Raw genomic sequence first — 17,207 nt, 5'->3', positions numbered from 1 at the left:
TTTTCTTGCAGGAGACAGTCAGCATGATCGAACTGGAAAAATTGGCTCAGGCCCAGCAAGCCATCATCGATGCGGGCAAGCAGCTACATGCGGCAGGATACGTACCGGCGACCGCGGGAAATTTTTCGGTGCGTCTGGACGACTCCCATATGGCGATAACCGTCTCCGGGAGTCATAAGGGGCATTTGTCCAGCGCCGAGGTGATGGTGACCGATTTTACGCCTGAGCCGGTAGGCAGTGCGCTGACGCCTTCGGCTGAAGCGCGCTTGCATGCTCAGCTGTATGAAGACGCGCCTTTGGCTGGCGCGATTTTACATGGGCACTCGAAGGCGGCGACATTGCTTTCTTTGCTCGAGTCCGGCGACACCCTATGGCTAACCGGCTACGAACTGCAAAAGGCGCTCGAGGACGTCACGACTCATGAAGCGCGCATTGCAGTGCCCATCTTCGACAACACTCAGGATGTCGAGGCGCTCGCGAATACCGTGCGTCAGCGGCTTGCGGAGCAAGATTGCTGTGCTTATCTGATTCGTGGACACGGGTTCTACACCTGGGCTCAGGATATGGACACCTGCCTGCGCCATGTAGAAGCGCTGGATTTTATGTTTGGTTGTGAACTGGAGTTGAGGAAGAACAGATCATGAGCTTCTTGCACATCTATCACGAAGCGGACGGTGAGCAGCCGATCGTTTCTACTCACGAGGGTGAGCGCATCGCCGCAGAGCTCGCTTTTCATGGCGTACGCTTCGAGCGTTGGACCCTTCAGCCAAACGTTGAGTCGAATGCAAATCAGGACGCAGTGCTTGCGGCCTATGCCGAAGACGTGGCGCGGCTCAAGAAAGAAGCCGGTTTTGCTGCCGTCGATGTGATCGGCATGACGCCAGATCATCCGGACAAGGTATCCCTGCGCAAGAAATTTCTCGATGAGCATCGTCATAGCGAGGATGAGGTGCGCTTTTTTGTGCGCGGCGAAGGTATCTTTTATCTGCATATCGAGCAGCGTATTTATGCGGTTGGCTGTGCTGCCGGGGATCTGATGTCGGTGCCCGCCGGTACCTCCCACTGGTTCGACATGGGACCCGAGCCGAATTTTACCGCCATTCGTCTGTTCACCAATCAGGAAGGCTGGATCGCGAACATGACCGGTAGCCCGATCGCTTCGCGTTTTCCCCGTTTCGAAGCCTTGTCGGGAGCCACGGCTTCATGATTCACGCCATTGTACTGGATATCGAGGGCACCACCGGGTCGATCAGTTTCGTGCACGAGGTGCTGTTTCCCTATGCTCGGGCCCGGCTAGCGGATTTCATTCGTCACCATGGCGACGATCCAGCCGTCCGGGAGCAGTTGAGGGCAGTGCGCGAGCTGGCCGATGAGCCCGATGCGCAACAGTCACGCTTAATCGAGATACTCGAAGAGTGGATGAAAGCGGACCGCAAGGCGACACCGCTCAAAGCACTTCAAGGCATGATTTGGGAAGAGGGGTATCGCCAAGGCGACTTCACCGGCCACGTCTATCCCGATGCAGTTGCTTGCATGGAGTTCTGGCACAGAATGGGAATCGCGCTGTACATCTACTCCTCGGGGTCGGTAAAAGCGCAGAAGCTGCTGTTCGCTCATTCCGATGTAGGCGATCTCACATCGCTGTTGACCGGCTATTTCGACACCACTACGGGCCCTAAGAAAGAAAGCGAAAGCTATCGGCGAATCGCGGCACATCTGGCCTTGTCCGGGCGTGACATTCTGTTCTTGTCGGATACGCTCGCTGAACTCGACGCCGCCGCGGCAGCGAATTTTCATACCGTTCAACTGGTGCGCGAAAAAGACATGGCCATTGGCGATCACCCGGTTGCCACTGGGTTCGATGCAGTGCGGCTGCCGGAGAAATGAAGGATATGCTGGATCGAGTAATCTATCGTGCCGCCGTGCCCAAGGATGCGGCGGATCAAGGCGAGGTGTTCTATCACGCCGTGATGCAAGGGGCGGCCGGCTACTACAGCTTGGCACAGCGTGAAGCCTGGGTCTCCGCATTGCCCCGAGAGGCCAGCGCCTGGGCGGCCCGTCAGATGTTCTATCCGACTTTGGTGGCGGTGTGCGATCGGCGCTGTGTGGGTTTCGTTGAGCTCGACCTGGAGGGAGAACGTATCGAGACGCTCTATGTCTGGCCTTCCTTGAATCATCGCGGCGTTGGCTCGCGTTTGCTCGACTACGCCGAGGTGACAATGCGCGAAGAGGGTGTGACCCGGCTGGGCATCGAAGCGAGCCTGATGCTGGCGCCAGGTCTTGAAAAGCGCGGTTGGCAGCGTCTTGACGAAGAATGGGTCGAGCGTCAGGGTCAGCGCCTGACCCGCGTACGGTTGGAAAAGACGCTGACGTGATAGCCGGTATGATGGCTAGCGGGATTCGACGTGCGTCACCCGCATCGATAGATCGATGGACTTGACGTCCTTGGTTAGGGCGCCGATCGAAATGCAGTCCACGCCGGTAGCCGCAATGGCTTCCAAGGTCGATTCGCTGACATTGCCGGATGCCTCGAGGGTAGCCCGTTTGGCGGTAATGCTCACCGCTTTGCGAAGATCATCGAGAGAGAAGTTGTCGAGCATCACGATATCCGCATGAGCGTCGAGAGCCTGATCCAGTTCGTCGAAGTTCTCGACTTCTACTTCCACCGGTAGATCCTTGGCGATTGAACGTGCCTCCTTTACTGCAGCGGCAATACTGCCACAGGCCGCAATATGGTTCTCCTTGATCAAAAAGGCATCGTACAGGCCAATGCGGTGGTTGTGGCCACCCCCGCAAGTGACGGCGTATTTCTGCGCCAGGCGCAGTCCAGGTAGCGTCTTGCGGGTGTCCAGCAAGCGTACGCTGGTATCGGCAACTCGCTGCACATAGTGGCGGACCCGGCTTGCGGTACCGGATAGGGTCTGTAGCAGATTCAGAGCGGCACGTTCGCCGGTCAGCAGGCTACGCGCCGGTCCTTCCAGCTTGAGGAATACCCGATTGGCGCTCAAGAGGTCGCCGTCCGCCGCCTGCCAGGACAGCGTGACTCGCTGATCGAGACGCCGGAACAGTTCATCGACCCAGGCAACCCCGCAGAGCACGCCCTCTTCCCGGGAGATCACCTGAGCCGTGGCCCACTGGTTTTCAGGAATCAACTGCGCGGTGATATCACCGGGGCCAACGTCCTCCGCCAGTAAGCGTGCGGTGCTGATGCGTATGTCTTCGACAAGCGCTTCATGGTAGTGCATGGCAAGTCCTGCTCTGGTGTATGCAACAATATAGGCAGTATAAAGAAAGCCACCAGAATTCGGCAGGGGAGCCTAACATGCGAATCGAGGCGAACTGGTTGCAGACTGCCAGGCGCGTAGTGTCACCCAATTTCAATGAGCGTCCAGACAATGAGATTTCGGCGCTCGTGCTGCACTCCATCAGCTTGCCCCCTGGGCGCTTCGGCGGCGACGCTATCGAGAAGCTATTTACCAATTCCCTTGATCTTTCGGCACATTCCTACTTTGCTAACCTCAAAGGCGTGGAAGTCTCGGCGCACCTGCTGATTCGTCGGGGCGGAGAGCTGGTGCAGTTCGTGCCTTTCGACAAACGTGCCTGGCATGCCGGGCGCTCCTGTTGGCAGGACGGACATCGCCAGCGCCGTGGGCTCAACGATTTCAGTATTGGCATCGAGCTGGAGGGTGACGAAGTGCATTCCTACACGGAACATCAGTATCGTAATCTGGCTCGGGTGATTCATGCGCTGATGAGCACGTATCCGGCGCTTACCCAAACGCGTATCACCAGCCATGCGCGAATTGCACCGTTGCGCAAGAGCGATCCGGGGCCTGCCTTCGATTGGCAGTACCTGCATCGATGTCTGTAACAGATGCGAATATCGTGTAGTGGTACTACATCAGCAGTGGAAGAGAATGAACAACGCTTAAGACCAATCGCAAGGTCTTAATGTTGCTGTGCAATAAATTTTATGGAAATTATTTTCATGATGGTTTCAATTGGCAGCAGGAGTGGTTTACGGTATCTTCCTGACCCACATCCATGTATTTATGGTGTGTATTTGTAAATAAATTACATGGTTTTTCGGCGGCGTTCCGACGCTAGTGCCAAATTAAAAAATCACTGGTCCTTTTCAGCACCGCGAAGGGCAGATTTACATCACATCGTGATTCGGAGAGACATCTATGAGTCTGGAGGCAAGAGAGGATCTCGATCCGGTCGAAACCACGGAATGGTTGGATTCCTTGGAGTCGTTACTGGATCATGAAGGTGAAGAGCGTGCTCACTATGTGCTGAGTAGGCTGGCTGATCGTCTGCGTCGTGATGGCGTGAAAGTGCCCTTTTCGGTGACGACACCGCATCGCAACAGTATTCCCATACACCGGGAGGCACGGCTGCCTGGGGACATGTTCATGGAGCGGAGAATTCGTTCGCTGATTCGCTGGAACATGGCGGCCCAGGTCATTCGTACCAACAAGAAGCATCCCGGGCTCGGTGGTCACCTGGCCAGCTACATGTCCAGTGCGACGCTTTATGAAGTGGGCTTCAACCACTTCTTTCGTGCCGCTAACGGCGATTTCAAAGGCGATCTGGTCTATATCCAGGGCCACAGCTCGCCGGGTATCTATGCCCGCTCCTTTCTGGAAGGTCGCTTGACCCAGGACCAAATGGACAAGTTCCGTCAGGAAGTCGATGGCGATGGTTTGTCTTCCTATCCGCACCCCTGGCTGATGCCGGATTACTGGCAGTTCCCCACGGTTTCCATGGGGATAGGGCCGATCACCGCGATTTATCAGGCCCACGTCATGAAGTATCTGGATGCGCGCGGCCTGCAGCCGATGCAGGATCGCAAGATCTGGGCCTTCCTGGGCGATGGCGAGTGCGACGAGCCGGAATCTCTTGGCGCTCTGCACCTGGCCAGCCGGGAAAAACTCGACAACCTGATCTTTGTCGTCAACTGCAATTTGCAGCGCCTGGATGGGCCAGTACGCGGCAACTCCCGAGTCATGGATGAGCTTGAAGGCGTATTCCGTGGCGCCGGTTGGAATGTCATCAAGGTAGTCTGGGGAAGGCTTTGGGACCCCTTGTTCGAGAAGGACAAGAAAGGTGTTCTGCAAAAGCTCATGGACGAAACCGTCGATGGCGAGTACCAGAACTGCAAGGCCCAGGGTGGCGCCTATACTCGCGAGCACTTCTTCGGCAAGTACCCCGAGACCAAGGCCATGGTCGAAGACATGAGCGACGAGGACATCTGGAAGCTCAACCGCGGCGGCCACGACCCCTATAAGGTCTACGCGGCCTATCATGAAGCGGTGAATAACGCTAACGACCGACCCACTGTGGTGCTGGCCCATACGGTCAAGGGTTATGGCATGGGCGGCGGCTCCGGCGAAGCCGACATGGAAGCTCACCAGATCAAGTCGATGGATACCGAGGCACTGAAGGTGTTTCGTGACCGCTTCAGTATTCCCGTTACCGACGAACAGCTCGATAGCGGCGAGATGCCCTACTTCAAGCCGGCGGACGACGCGCCGGAAATCAAGTACATGCATCAGCGTCGCGAAGAGTTGGGTGGCTATCTCCCGGCGCGCAAGAGCGATTTCGAGGCCATCGAAATCCCGGGGCTCGATGACAAGATGTTCGCCACTCAGACCAAGGGCTCCGGGGATCGTGAAGTCTCCACCACTATGTCCTTCGTGCGTATCCTGAATGGTCTGGTCAAGAACAAGAGCTTCGGCAAGCAGGTCGTTCCCATCATTCCCGATGAAGCGCGCACTTTCGGCATGGAAGGCATGTTCCGTCAGCTCGGCATCTACACCTCCGAAGGCCAGAAGTACGAGCCCATGGATGCCGGTCAGATCATGTACTACCGCGAGGACAAGGCCGGTCAGATTCTCGAGGAAGGCATCACCGAGGCGGGAGCCATGTCCGCCTGGATCGCCGCGGCGACTTCCTACGCCAATCATCACCTGCCGTTGCTGCCGTTCTACATCTACTACTCCATGTTCGGCTTCCAGCGCATCGGCGATCTGGCTTGGGCCGCCGGTGATATGCAGGCCCGAGGCTTCATGATGGGCGGCACGGCCGGACGCACGCCGCTCAACGGCGAGGGGCTACAGCACCAGGATGGCCACAGCCACATTCTGGCGTCGACCATCCCCAACTGCCGCAGCTACGATCCGACCTACGGCCATGAACTGGCGGTGATCGTCCAGGACGGCCTGAAGCGGATGTATCAGGACAAGGAGAACTGCTTTTATTACATCACCCTGATGAACGAGAACTATCAGCAGCCCGAAATGCAGGAAGGGACTGAACAGGACATCATCAAAGGGATGTATTTGCTGCGGGAAGTGGCGGGCAAGAAAGGCAAAGGCCATGTGCAGCTGTTGGGCAGCGGTGTCATTCTGCGAGAAGTCGAAGCCGCCGCGGAAATCCTCAAGGAAGAGTATGGGGTCGGCTCCGATATCTGGAGTGCGACCAGCTTTAACGAGCTGCGTCGCGAGGCGCTTGAAGTCGACCGTCAGGCCTTCCTCAAGCCCGAGGACGAGCCGGGCAAGGCGCACATCACCCAGTGCCTGGAAGGGCGCAAGGGGCCGGCCATTGCCGCCACGGATTACATGAAGCTGTTCTCCGATCAGGTGCGGGCATGGGTGCCCATGGATTATCACGTGCTGGGTACCGATGGTTATGGTCGTTCCGATACCCGCGAAAAGCTGCGTTACTTCTTCGAAGTCGATCGCTATTTCATCACTGTAGCGGCGCTCAAGGCATTGGCCGACCGTGATGAGATCGAGCGTAAGGTCGTAGCGGATGCTCTCAAGAAGTATGGCATCGATCCGAACAAGCCCAACCCGTTGGTCTCGTGAGGGGGTAGTGAACATCCTGGTTGGATCGGGCTACGCTAAAAAGGAAGATGGCCCGATCCTTCCCCATAGGATTTGCACCAACGGTGAGCACGATTAGAAAGGAGCGCGACCTTGAGTAGCGAAATCATCAAAGTTCCCGACATCGGCGACAGCTCCGATGTCGAAATCATCGAGATCGCGGTGTCCGAAGGCGATGTGATCGAGCCCGAAGACACCATGATCACTCTGGAATCCGACAAAGCCAGCATGGATGTACCAGCGCCCAAGGGCGGCAAGGTCGTCAAGGTGCTGGTCAAGGAGGGCGATACCGTTTCCGAAGGCGACGATATCCTCGAGCTCGAGGCCGAAGGCTCGGGTGACGACGATGCCGACGACGAGAAGGATTCCGAGCAGACCGACGAAGAGCCGTCCGGTGAGCCTGATATCGAGCAGGAGCCCAAGGCGGAGGATGCCGACAAGGACGACAAGCCGTCGAAGAAGCAAAAGTCTTCCTCTGGCGGCAAGCGTACCGTCGAGATCAAGGTGCCGGACATTGGCGACAGCACCGATGTCGAAATCATCGAGATCGCGGTGTCCGAAGGCGACGAGGTCAGTGAAGAAGACCCGCTGATCACCTTGGAGTCCGACAAGGCCTCCATGGACGTGCCAAGCCCTTACAGCGGCAAGCTCGTGTCCCTGGCAATCAAGGAAGGCGACAAGGTCTCGGAAGGCGATGTCATCGGCACCATGGAAATCGCCGGCGAGGGCGACGACGGTGACGACGAGCAGGACGAGGCTGAAGAAGAAACCCAGCAGTCCTCAGCTGACAGCGGTGACGATTCTTCTGAAGAGTCTTCCGAAGAGGACGAAGGCGATGATGAAGATACCGGCGAATCAACGCGTAAGGAGATTCGCGTACCGGATCTCAGCGGCAGCGATAATGTGCCCATCATCGAAATGGCCGTCGCCGAAGGCGATGAGGTGGACAAGGAAGACCCGCTGATCACCTTGGAGTCCGACAAGGCTTCCATGGACGTGCCCAGCCCCTACAAGGGCAAGCTGGTCGAGCTGTCTGTCAAGGAAGGCGATACGGTCTCAGAAGGTGACTTGATCGGCTATATGGAAGTGGCCTCCGAGGGCAAGCAAGACAAATCGAAGAAGGACAAGCCCAAGCAGGACACTTCCAAGCAGGACAAACCGAAGAAGGCTGAGCAGTCCGAGCAGAAGTCGGCTAAATCCGAACAGTCCTCGAAGCAGAAGCAGTCCCAAAAGACCGAGGACACATCCACGCAGTCTCAGGCGGACGATCAAAAGTCCCGGGATGGCAAGCTGGTCCATGCCGGTCCAGCGGTGCGCATGTTGGCCCGGGAGCTGGGTGTCGATCTGGCCAGGGTCAAACCCAGTGGCCCCAAGGATCGGGTGCTCAAGGAAGACATCCAGGCTTTCGTCAAGCAGGCAATGAAAGGCCAGGGTGATGCTTCCTCGGCAGGTGCAGCAGCGCCCTCCGGTGGGGCTGGCATTCCTCAGGTGCCGGCGGTAGATTTCAGCCAGTTTGGTGAAGTCGAAGAGCAGCCGATGGGTCGCTTGCTCAAGCTGGGGGCGGACAATCTGCATCGCAGCTGGCTGAACGTGCCCCATGTGACTCAGTTCGACAAGGCGGACATTACCGAGCTTGAAGCGTTTCGCAAGTCGATGAAGGCCGAAGCCGAGGCTCAGGGCGCCAAGCTCACGCCGCTGCCGTTCTTGATCAAGGCTTGTGCCTTCGCACTGCGCCAGTACCCTCAGTTCAATGTCAGCCTGCACCCGGACGGCGACAAGATAATCCAGAAGAAGTACGTGCATATCGCGGTGGCCGTGGATACGCCGAACGGTCTGATGGTGCCGGTGATTCGTGATGCGGACAAGAAGTCTCTGATCGATCTGGCCAAGGAGTCCGTGGAGCTTGCCATGAAGGCTCAGTCCAAGAAGCTCAAGCGGGAGGAGATGCAGGGTGCCTGCTTCACCATCTCCAGCCTGGGGTCAATTGGCGGTAATGCGTTTACACCCATCGTCAATACGCCAGAGGTCGCCATTCTGGGGGTTTCCAAATCTCAGATGGAGCCAGTGTGGAATGGGCAGGAATTCGTTCCACGGCTGATGATGCCGCTATGCCTGTCCTACGATCACCGCGCCGTCAACGGCGCCGATGCGGCGCGGTTCACCGCATTGCTGGGACAGTTGCTGAGTGATATCCGGCGTTTGCTGCTGTAAGAAGTTCAAGCAATGCCGGTCAAGGCGGCCTTTCGAGGCCGCCTTTTTTGATACTCGTATTCAAGCGTGGCAGTTCTGGCCCGACCAAAGTGTTAATGGCAGAGCCTATGATGAACGCTACAGTAAGTAACATGAGCTGTTCTGCGACGATAGTGTGCTTGTCTGGACGTTTGGGCCCACGTATTGTCAAACGTAATGTTACTTTGGTAACAATTTAAGAATCGCAAAACCCAAGGAGCAGCACCAATGCGTTTGATTCTGTTAGGGCCCCCGGGCGCCGGGAAGGGCACCCAGGCCCAATTCATCTGCGAACATTTCGGTATCCCACAGATTTCCACTGGGGATATGCTGCGTGCTGCGGTCAAGGAAGGCAGTGAACTGGGGCTAAAGGTCAAGGAGATCATGACCAGCGGTGGTCTGGTGTCCGATGACATCATCATCGCCCTGGTGAAGGAGCGTATCAATGAACCCGATTGCGCCAATGGATTCCTGTTCGACGGTTTTCCCCGCACGATACCCCAGGCGGATGCCATGAAAGAAGCCCAGGTCAAACTCGACCACGTGCTGGAAATTGCGGTTGACGATGAAGAGATCGTCAAGCGTCTGGCGGGGCGTCGTGTTCATCCTGCTTCCGGGCGTGTCTATCACGTTGAGTACCATCCTCCCAAGGAAGGGGGTAAGGACGACGTCACCGGTGAATCCCTGATACAACGGGACGACGATCTTGAATCGACGGTGCGCAACCGCCTGTCTGTCTATCACGAACAGACCAAGCCGCTGGTGGATTACTACCGGGACTGGGCACAACAGGAGCCCGATACGGCGCCGACTTATCATTGCGTCGAGGGCACAGGTAGCGTCGATAGCATTCGCAGCAAGGTACTCGATGCACTTCAGCACTGACGCTGATAAGGCAATGACGCGCTGGCCCGGGATAACTCCCGGGCCAGTGCATTCAACGGTGTGGGTTTTGCCACGTCGACGTTAGTCGTATAATGCGCGCTCAATTCCTGATGGTGAATGCACATGGCAACGTTGCTGGCCCTGGATGCCTCCTCGAGCGCTTGCTCTTGTGCAGTATGGCGCGACGGTGAGGTCTTTTCTCGGTTTGCGCTGGCGCCACGGGAACACACCCGCCGGCTGATGCCGATGATCGACGATGTTCTGGCCGAGGCGCGGATATCATTTACCGATCTAGATGCACTGGCCTATGGTCAGGGGCCGGGCTCTTTCACCGGTTTGCGTATCGCCGCCGGTGTGGCGCAAGGCCTTGCCTTCGCGCTTGAGCGTCCGCTGATTGGCGTCTCGACCCTTGCGGCGCTGGCGCTTGCAGCTCATCGGCGCTATCACCTGCGTCACGTCATTTCCGCCCTCGATGCTCGCATGAGCGAAATCTATGTGGGGGCCTACCATTGCCGAAACGATACTGTGACATCTGTGATGGACGATGCGGTCATGCCGCCTCGGTCATTGCGATTGCCTAATTCAAATCCAGACGTCGACTGGTGTGGCGTTGGTTCGGGCTGGCACCTGTGGGAAGACATGCCAGCCTGGTCAAAGCGGGAATCAATCAGCGCTTGTGTGATCTGCAGCCCGATGCCAACGATATGGTGCGGCTCGCGGTTCAGGCATTTGAAGCACAGCAAGGTCGCCCAGCCCATGAAGTGATACCGATTTATTTACGTAATCAAGTCGCTTTCAAGCGCGGCTAATACAACGACATTTTAAAATACAACGGGACGTATCGATGGATTGGCTACAGCTTGTGGCGCTAGCCCTCATTCAAGGGCTGACCGAATTTCTACCCATTTCTTCTTCGGCGCATTTAATACTGCCTTCCCAGATTCTGGGCTGGCCCGATCAGGGGCTTGCGTTCGATGTCGCCGTTCACGTTGGTACCCTGGCGGCGGTCATAATGGCCTTTCGTCATGAAGTGATCGATATTCTTAAAGGCTGGTTCGGCCAGTTTGCCAGCCCCGGAACGCTGGCCTCTCGCCAGACTCCAGCGAGTCGCTTGGGGTGGATGGTGCTGCTGGCGACACTGCCTGCGGTGATCGCCGGAGCGCTGTTCAATGATGTGATCGAGACGTCATTGCGCTCTTCCCTGATCATCGCCATTACCACCATAGGGTTCGGTTTGCTGCTTTGGTGGGCAGATGCCCGGGGCACACGCAACCGCGACCTGTTAAGCCTTACCTTCAAGGCAGCGCTGATCATCGGGTTGTTTCAAGTGCTGGCGCTGATTCCCGGTACTTCACGCTCAGGTATAACCATCACTGCGGCATTACTGCTGGGCTTTGATCGGTTGAGCTCGGCGCGCTTCTCATTTCTACTTTCGATTCCACTGATTCTTGCCGCGGGTACGCTCAAAGGAGTGGAGCTTGCCCAGATAGGCACCGACGCAGCCATCAACGACGTATTGATCGGCGCTCTTCTTTCCTTCGTAGCCGCACTGGTGTGTATCAAGCTGTTTCTTGCCGCTCTCGATCGCATCGGCATGCTGCCTTTCGTCATCTATCGTCTGGTTCTGGGAATAATATTGCTGCTACTTTGGGTGGCATGAGCACTGAGGTTGTAGCGGTAGGTGAAGCGCTGCGGGAGCTGGCCGAACGGCTGAACCTGCCCTGGGCACCAACACACCCTCCGCAAGGGCTGGCGCTGATCGCCACAGCTCAAGGGGTGGCGCTTGCTGGCCCTCCAGTGGACTATGGCAAACCGCTAGTCGCGGATTTCGTTCTAGGGAAAGCGGATCACAGGCGTCGTTTCGGTGGTGGACGTGGGCAGCTCATTGCAAGGGCCTGTGGGCTGAGCAAGGGGGTGACGCCGCGGGTTGTCGATGCAACCGCGGGGCTTGGGCGAGACGCCTTCGTGCTGGCAGGTCTTGGCGCCGAGGTGCTGATGGTCGAACGATCGCCGGCCATCTTTGCGCTACTCGAGGATGCGCTGGATCGCGCCAGAAGCGACGATGAAGTTCAATCCATTGTGGCACGACTGCGACTAGCTCACGCGGATTCGGGCAGGGAACTGGCCCGGGTGGTGTCCGAGGCGGGCTTCGACCCTCAGGTCGTTCATCTCGATCCCATGTTTCCCCATCGCAGCAAATCCGCTCTGGTAAAGAAGGAGATGCGCCTATTTCGCGCCTTGGCGGGTGACGACGACGATGCACCGCAACTGCTCGAAGCGGCCCTGGCGGTGGCGACCCATCGGGTGGTGGTCAAGCGGCCGCGTCAGGCGCCGCCTATCGACGGGCCGAAACCTGCTCACGTCATCGAAGGCAAGACCAGCCGCTACGATCTGTATGTGCATCGCGCACTCAAGACCTGACATTGGATGGTAGCCGCCAGCCAGGTAAGCCACGTAAAGATAAGCGGAAGTCGGGCGATAATGATATTCATCGACATTTAATCCAATGACGCGGTGCCTGAGGCGCGCTATCGAGCAGAGTCGCTGAACAATGTACCGATGAAAAAAACGATGCGAAACAAAAGGCGACGTAGCGTCTGGCAAGACGGCAACCGGTTCACGCTGTTGCCTGAAAGTCGGTGTTACCTACCGGCCATGCAGTCGGCGATCGATCGCGCCCAGGTATCGATCTTGCTCGAACTCTATCTCATGGAGTCTGGGCGTTTGACTCGGCGGGTTATCGATGCCTTGAATCGTGCAGCGCAGCGCGGTGTCAGCGTACGCTTGATGCTCGATGGTTTCGGTGCCATGCAGTTGAGCGACAAGGATCGCCAGCGTCTACGGGACGCAGGAGTGGCATTGCGCTTTTTCAATCCCCTTGCCTGGCGGGGCCTGAGTCAGAATCTGACCCGGGATCACCGTAAGCTGTTGGTGATCGATGAGCAGCTGGCATTTACCGGCGGTTTTGGCGCCACGGACGAATTTCTTGAGACCTGGTTCGAGATCGCGGTGCGTATCGAGGGGCCGGTGGTCAACGACTGGGTCAAACTATTTCTGCAGTTGTGGAATTCTTCGCTTACGCGCGGCGAGACAAAAAATCTTCCGGTGCGTCTTCTAAACACTCAACGAATCCAGCAGGAAATCGCGAAGACACCACCGGACAATGAATGTGCCATGCGCGGACGAGTCATCTGGGGGCAGGGCTATCGCTACCAGGCAATCCGCTTTTCATTGCATTATCAGATTGCCCATGCGCGGGAGCGCATCTGGATCTGTACACCCTATTTTGTCCCTACCTTGAGCCTGCGACGGCGTCTGGTTCGGGCGGCTCGACGAGGTGTTGACGTGCGTCTGTTGCTGCCCGGCGAAAGCCACGACCACCCCGGCGTGCGCTATGCTGGCCAGCGTTTTTATGGCCGTTTGTTACGCGCGGGTGTGAGAATTTTTGAACATCAACCGATGTTCATCCATGCCAAGTTTTCCCTGGCGGATGAGTGGGCAAGCGTTGGTTCCTGCAACTTCGATCACTGGAGTCTGCAGTGGAACCTCGAGGCCAATCAGGAAATACAGGATGCAGGGTTCGCCAGCCAAGTCGTGACGCTTTTCGAGCAACGCTTTGCACGTAGTCATGAAATCCTGCTGCAGCAGTGGAAGCGTCGCTCTTGGTGGCAGCGCATGCGCGAATGGGTGTATGGGACGCTGGATTCTTGGGCCACCCGACTGCGTTAGATTGGCGGATTTTATCGGCGCGGCTTGTTGCCAGGCCCGACCGGGCGCTTCTTGCGAGGCGTTGGTTTGGGCGCCTCTGGCGGCACGCGAAAGTGTAGATAGAGATCGAGTACCAGTTCCGGCAATTGTTGAACGAGGCGTTCCGCCTGAATAGGGTCGCTAGAAAGTTCGGCCATGTCCGGTTCTTCGTCGAACAAGCCCGACAAGGCCATGAAGGGCAACAGCAGGGTAGCGGTACTTTCTTCGTTGTCTTTGAACCAGGCGCTCTCATCGAGAAACACGCCCTCCATGAAACCTGCGCACCAGTCGCCGACCGGAGTCTCTTCCGGCGCAGCGTCCTGCAGTTCGAGTTCAAAAGGCAATTCCGGCAAGTGGCCATGCTCGAAGGCCTCTATGGCATTGTTTTTGAGCCGTTCCAGTAAACCAAGGATGTCAACACGCTCTGCATCGTCACTAAAACTCGGTTCGCCATGAAACAATTCGCCGATCCAGGTTGCAGAGGGTACATCTCGGGGCGCTACCGCCAGGGCCACCAGGAAGCCGTGAGCGGATATCGTGTCCAGAGCCTCCGCATCGACTCGCTCGGATTCGAGGAAGTCATCGAGCCTGTCCAGTTCATCGTCGTCGAGCAGTGGCTGAGGAGGAGGCGTTTCTTGCATGGGATTTCCCGGGAAAGAGAGAATTAAAATCATCTGTAAGCGGTGCAACAAGGCATTCTAGCATTTCATGACCATACCAACGCTTTTCACTTCGGCGCTTTCCACTCCGACGCTTCCCACCCCAGACGCTGACGAGCTGGGGGCCCTCGACAAGACAGAGCTGCACGCCCGTGTCCATCAGCGTGTCGAGGCTGCCTGGCAGCTTGCCCGAGAGGTTTATCCGGCGCTGCCACGGCCCAAGGTATGGCTCGACCTGCGCGGTAAATGCGCGGGCCAGGCGCATTTTGGCCGCCAGGGGCTGCGTTTCAATTCCGTACTGCTTTCAGAGAATCGCCTGGCCTATTTTGTCGATGTCATTCCTCACGAAATGGCTCATTGGCTCGTTCATCATCTTGAGGGTGGCGAGCACATGCGGCCCCATGGACGAGAGTGGCGCAGCGTGATGCGTCGACTGTATGGGCTCGAGCCCAAGGTAACCCATGTGTTCGATACCCGAGCCGCCAGCCCGGCTCCGTACCGTTACGAATGTGGTTGCCAAAGCCACCACTTCAGCCTTCGACGACATCGGCTAGCTCATGCGGGTAAGCATTACGTTTGTCGTCAATGTCGGGAAAGGCTGCTCTGGCGTCAGGAATAGATGTTTCGATGGCTTCCAAATTTCTGAATTTAAAGAAGAAAAAGTTTCTACGAAGGTCTAATAGGGGAAGATGCCCCCACTGGGTATATGCTGAAAGGACATTGTAAGCGTTGACTCGATCTTCGGGTCGACACGGGCACATCCCAAGATACCCGGACAGGGTGCAGAGGCTTCAACATGACTGAACAGCAGAAAGTCCATTCCGTGGGTGAGGATTTCGCCGCCAACGCCTGGGCGGACAAGGAAACGTATCAGCGCATGTATCAGCAGTCGGTGGACGACCCAGAGTCATTCTGGGGCGAGCAGGCCAAGGAATTGGAGTGGATAAAGGCCCCGACCAAGATCAAGCACACTGTCTTTGATACCCACAATGTCGATATTCGCTGGTTCGAGGATGGTGAGCTCAATGTTAGCGCCAACTGCCTCGATCGTCACTTGGAAAAACGAGGCGATCAGCCCGCCATCATCTGGGAAGGCGACGACCCCAACGAGAGCAAGACCCTGACCTATCGCCAGCTGCATGAGCAGACCTGTCAGCTGGCCAACGCCTACAAGGCGCTAGGAGTGGGCAAGGGCGATGTTGTGACCCTGTACATGCCGATGATTCCCGAAGCAGCCATGGCAATGCTGGCCTGTGCTCGCATCGGCGCGATTCATTCGGTGGTGTTTGGCGGCTTTTCGCCGGATGCCTTGGCCCAGCGAGTCGTCGATGCCCAGTCGAAGCTGATCATTACCGCGGATGAGTCGGTGCGCGGTGGCAAGCGGGTTCCTCTCAAGGACAACGTCGATGCGGCCATGACCCGAGACGGCACCGATATTGTCGCCAATGTTCTGGTAGTCAAGCGTACCGGTGGCGAGACCGAGTGGCACGACGGACGCGATCTCTGGTACCACGAGCAGGTTGAGCAGCAGTCCACGGAGTGTGCGCCAGAGACGATGAACGCAGAAGATCCGCTGTTCATCCTATACACATCCGGGTCTACCGGCGCGCCGAAAGGTCTTAAGCACACCACTGGTGGTTACCTGCTTCAGGCGGCCATGACCCATAAATATGTCTTCGATTATCAGGAAGGTGAAGTCTACTGGTGCAGTGCCGACGTTGGCTGGGTCACGGGTCATAGCTATATCGTCTATGGGCCCCTAGCCAACGGTGGCATCACGTTGATGTTCGAAGGGGTGCCTAGCTACCCATCCCATGGCCGTATGGGCGAAATCATCGACAAGCACAAGGTGGCGATTCTGTATACGTCACCCACCGCCATTCGGGCGCTGATGGCCCACGGCGACAAGGTCATGGAGTCGAGCAAGCGTGACAGCCTGAGAGTGCTTGGATCTGTAGGCGAACCCATCAATCCGGAAGCCTGGGATTGGTTCTACCGGGTGATGGGCAACTCAAAATGCCCCATCGTCGACACCTGGTGGCAGACCGAGACCGGCGCCATCATGATTGCTCCCTTGCCTGGCGCCATCGATCTCAAGCCCGGTTCCGCCACGCTGCCGTTCTTTGGCGTTCAGCCTGCACTGGTAAATAACGAAGGCGAGATTCTCGAGGGTGCTGCCGATGGCAACCTGGTCATTCTCGATTCCTGGCCGGCTCAGGCACGCTCCATCTGGAATAACCACGAGCGTTTCGTCCAGACCTACTTTTCAGCCTACGCCGGCATGTACTTCACCGGGGACGGCTGTCGTCGCGACGAAGACGGCTACTACTGGATCACCGGCCGGGTCGACGATGTTATCAACGTCTCCGGCCATCGCATGGGTACCGCCGAGATCGAATCTTCGCTGGTGGCTCATAAAGCAGTGGCTGAAGCCGCAGTGGTGGGTTATCCGCACGATCTCAAGGGCCAGGGAATCTATATCTATGTCACCCTTGGCGATGACTACGAACCTAGCGATGAACTCAAAAAGGAGCTCGTCCAGTGGGTACGCAAGGACATCGGCCCCATTGCCTCGCCGGATGTCATTCAGTGGTCTACGGGGCTGCCCAAGACTCGTTCGGGCAAGATCATGCGGCGCATTCTGCGCAAGATCGCGGCCAATGAGACGGATGGCCTAGGTGATACCAGCACCCTGGCGGATCCAAGCGTGGTCGATGATCTGATCGAGAATCGCGCCAACCGCTGAATGCGTCATTCCATGGTAATCACGACATTCATAAACCGGCTCTTGAGAGCC

The 17,207-nt window shown here is 57.2% G+C and carries 17 protein-coding genes; 14 read left to right on the top strand and 3 right to left on the bottom strand.

The window, feature by feature from the left end; genetic code table 11:
* Positions 1 to 23 precede the first annotated feature (23 nt).
* The 4 genes from CH74_RS11545 to CH74_RS11530 are packed head-to-tail and all read left to right on the top strand — an operon-like array spanning position 24 to position 2,375.
* Positions 24 to 644 (top strand): methylthioribulose 1-phosphate dehydratase, encoded by a 621-nt coding sequence (locus CH74_RS11545; RefSeq protein WP_048307649.1) that lies wholly within the window; start codon positions 24 to 26, stop codon positions 642 to 644.
* Positions 641 to 1,207 carry an acireductone dioxygenase gene (locus CH74_RS11540; RefSeq protein WP_048307648.1) on the top strand — a complete coding sequence of 189 codons (567 nt, stop codon included), beginning with the start codon at positions 641 to 643 and terminating at the stop codon, positions 1,205 to 1,207. Before CH74_RS11545 ends, CH74_RS11540 begins: the two co-directional genes overlap by 4 nt.
* Positions 1,204 to 1,887 (top strand): acireductone synthase, encoded by a 684-nt coding sequence (gene mtnC / locus CH74_RS11535; RefSeq protein WP_048307646.1) that lies wholly within the window; start codon positions 1,204 to 1,206, stop codon positions 1,885 to 1,887. Before CH74_RS11540 ends, mtnC begins: the two co-directional genes overlap by 4 nt.
* A gap of 5 nt (positions 1,888 to 1,892) precedes the next feature.
* The gene (locus CH74_RS11530; RefSeq protein WP_048307707.1) at positions 1,893 to 2,375 is read left to right on the top strand and encodes a GNAT family N-acetyltransferase; all 483 of its coding nucleotides are present in this window, start codon (positions 1,893 to 1,895) and stop codon (positions 2,373 to 2,375) included.
* Between the two features lie 15 nt (positions 2,376 to 2,390).
* Here the strand turns inward: CH74_RS11530 and nadC are convergent, their stop codons facing one another.
* A complete protein-coding gene (nadC, locus tag CH74_RS11525; protein ID WP_048307644.1) occupies positions 2,391 to 3,245 on the bottom strand; it encodes a carboxylating nicotinate-nucleotide diphosphorylase in 855 nt (284 codons plus the stop codon).
* A gap of 77 nt (positions 3,246 to 3,322) precedes the next feature.
* On the opposite strand from nadC, the gene ampD reads away from it, so the two are divergent.
* The 4 genes from ampD (at position 3,323) to adk (ending at position 10,004) form a co-directional block, all read left to right on the top strand.
* Positions 3,323 to 3,871: a 1,6-anhydro-N-acetylmuramyl-L-alanine amidase AmpD gene (gene ampD / locus CH74_RS11520; RefSeq protein WP_048307642.1), complete on the top strand. Its 549-nt coding sequence runs from the start codon at positions 3,323 to 3,325 to the stop codon at positions 3,869 to 3,871.
* A gap of 316 nt (positions 3,872 to 4,187) precedes the next feature.
* Positions 4,188 to 6,872, top strand: coding sequence for a pyruvate dehydrogenase (acetyl-transferring), homodimeric type (gene aceE / locus CH74_RS11515; protein ID WP_048307640.1), 2,685 nt, complete (start codon positions 4,188 to 4,190; stop codon positions 6,870 to 6,872).
* A gap of 111 nt (positions 6,873 to 6,983) precedes the next feature.
* Positions 6,984 to 9,101: a dihydrolipoyllysine-residue acetyltransferase gene (gene aceF / locus CH74_RS11510; protein WP_048307638.1), complete on the top strand. Its 2,118-nt coding sequence runs from the start codon at positions 6,984 to 6,986 to the stop codon at positions 9,099 to 9,101.
* 246 nt (positions 9,102 to 9,347) lie between these two features.
* The gene (gene adk / locus CH74_RS11505) at positions 9,348 to 10,004 is read left to right on the top strand and encodes an adenylate kinase (RefSeq protein ID WP_048307636.1); all 657 of its coding nucleotides are present in this window, start codon (positions 9,348 to 9,350) and stop codon (positions 10,002 to 10,004) included.
* Here adk and CH74_RS19835 read toward each other — a convergent pair.
* Positions 9,995 to 10,129 (bottom strand): hypothetical protein, encoded by a 135-nt coding sequence (locus CH74_RS19835; protein ID WP_301280855.1) that lies wholly within the window; start codon positions 10,127 to 10,129, stop codon positions 9,995 to 9,997. The genes adk and CH74_RS19835 overlap by 10 nt on opposite strands.
* Between CH74_RS19835 and tsaB the strand changes: the two genes are divergently transcribed.
* The 4 genes from tsaB (at position 10,128) to CH74_RS11485 (ending at position 13,733) form a co-directional block, all read left to right on the top strand.
* Positions 10,128 to 10,769 carry a tRNA (adenosine(37)-N6)-threonylcarbamoyltransferase complex dimerization subunit type 1 TsaB gene (tsaB, locus tag CH74_RS11500; protein ID WP_367379115.1) on the top strand — a complete coding sequence of 214 codons (642 nt, stop codon included), beginning with the start codon at positions 10,128 to 10,130 and terminating at the stop codon, positions 10,767 to 10,769. The genes CH74_RS19835 and tsaB overlap by 2 nt on opposite strands.
* Before the next feature lie 79 nt (positions 10,770 to 10,848).
* Positions 10,849 to 11,664, top strand: coding sequence for an undecaprenyl-diphosphate phosphatase (locus CH74_RS11495; RefSeq protein WP_048307634.1), 816 nt, complete (start codon positions 10,849 to 10,851; stop codon positions 11,662 to 11,664).
* Positions 11,661 to 12,425, top strand: a complete 765-nt coding sequence (locus CH74_RS11490) for a class I SAM-dependent methyltransferase (protein ID WP_048307632.1) — start codon at positions 11,661 to 11,663, stop codon at positions 12,423 to 12,425. Before CH74_RS11495 ends, CH74_RS11490 begins: the two co-directional genes overlap by 4 nt.
* 150 nt (positions 12,426 to 12,575) lie before the next feature.
* A complete protein-coding gene (locus tag CH74_RS11485; RefSeq protein WP_156181499.1) occupies positions 12,576 to 13,733 on the top strand; it encodes a phosphatidylserine/phosphatidylglycerophosphate/cardiolipin synthase family protein in 1,158 nt (385 codons plus the stop codon).
* An 11-nt stretch (positions 13,734 to 13,744) separates the two neighbouring features.
* On the opposite strand, the gene CH74_RS11480 is transcribed toward CH74_RS11485, so the two are convergent.
* Positions 13,745 to 14,392: a YecA family protein gene (locus CH74_RS11480; RefSeq protein ID WP_082140403.1), complete on the bottom strand. Its 648-nt coding sequence runs from the start codon at positions 14,390 to 14,392 to the stop codon at positions 13,745 to 13,747.
* 67 nt (positions 14,393 to 14,459) lie between these two features.
* On the opposite strand from CH74_RS11480, the gene CH74_RS11475 reads away from it, so the two are divergent.
* Entirely contained in the window at positions 14,460 to 15,029 is a 570-nt protein-coding gene (locus CH74_RS11475; RefSeq protein ID WP_048307628.1) for a SprT-like domain-containing protein, read from the top strand.
* Positions 15,030 to 15,206: 177 nt separating this feature from the next.
* On the top strand, positions 15,207 to 17,156 hold the full coding sequence (gene acs / locus CH74_RS11470; RefSeq protein ID WP_048307627.1) for an acetate--CoA ligase: 1,950 nt from the start codon (positions 15,207 to 15,209) through the stop codon (positions 17,154 to 17,156).
* Positions 17,157 to 17,207: the final 51 nt, after the last annotated feature.

It is taken from the genome of Halomonas sp. PR-M31, assembly GCF_001039575.1.
In the GTDB taxonomy this organism is placed as follows: domain Bacteria; phylum Pseudomonadota; class Gammaproteobacteria; order Pseudomonadales; family Halomonadaceae; genus Modicisalibacter.
The sequence above is the reverse complement of the archived record's forward strand: the minus strand, read 5'-3'. Positions and strand labels throughout refer to the sequence as shown.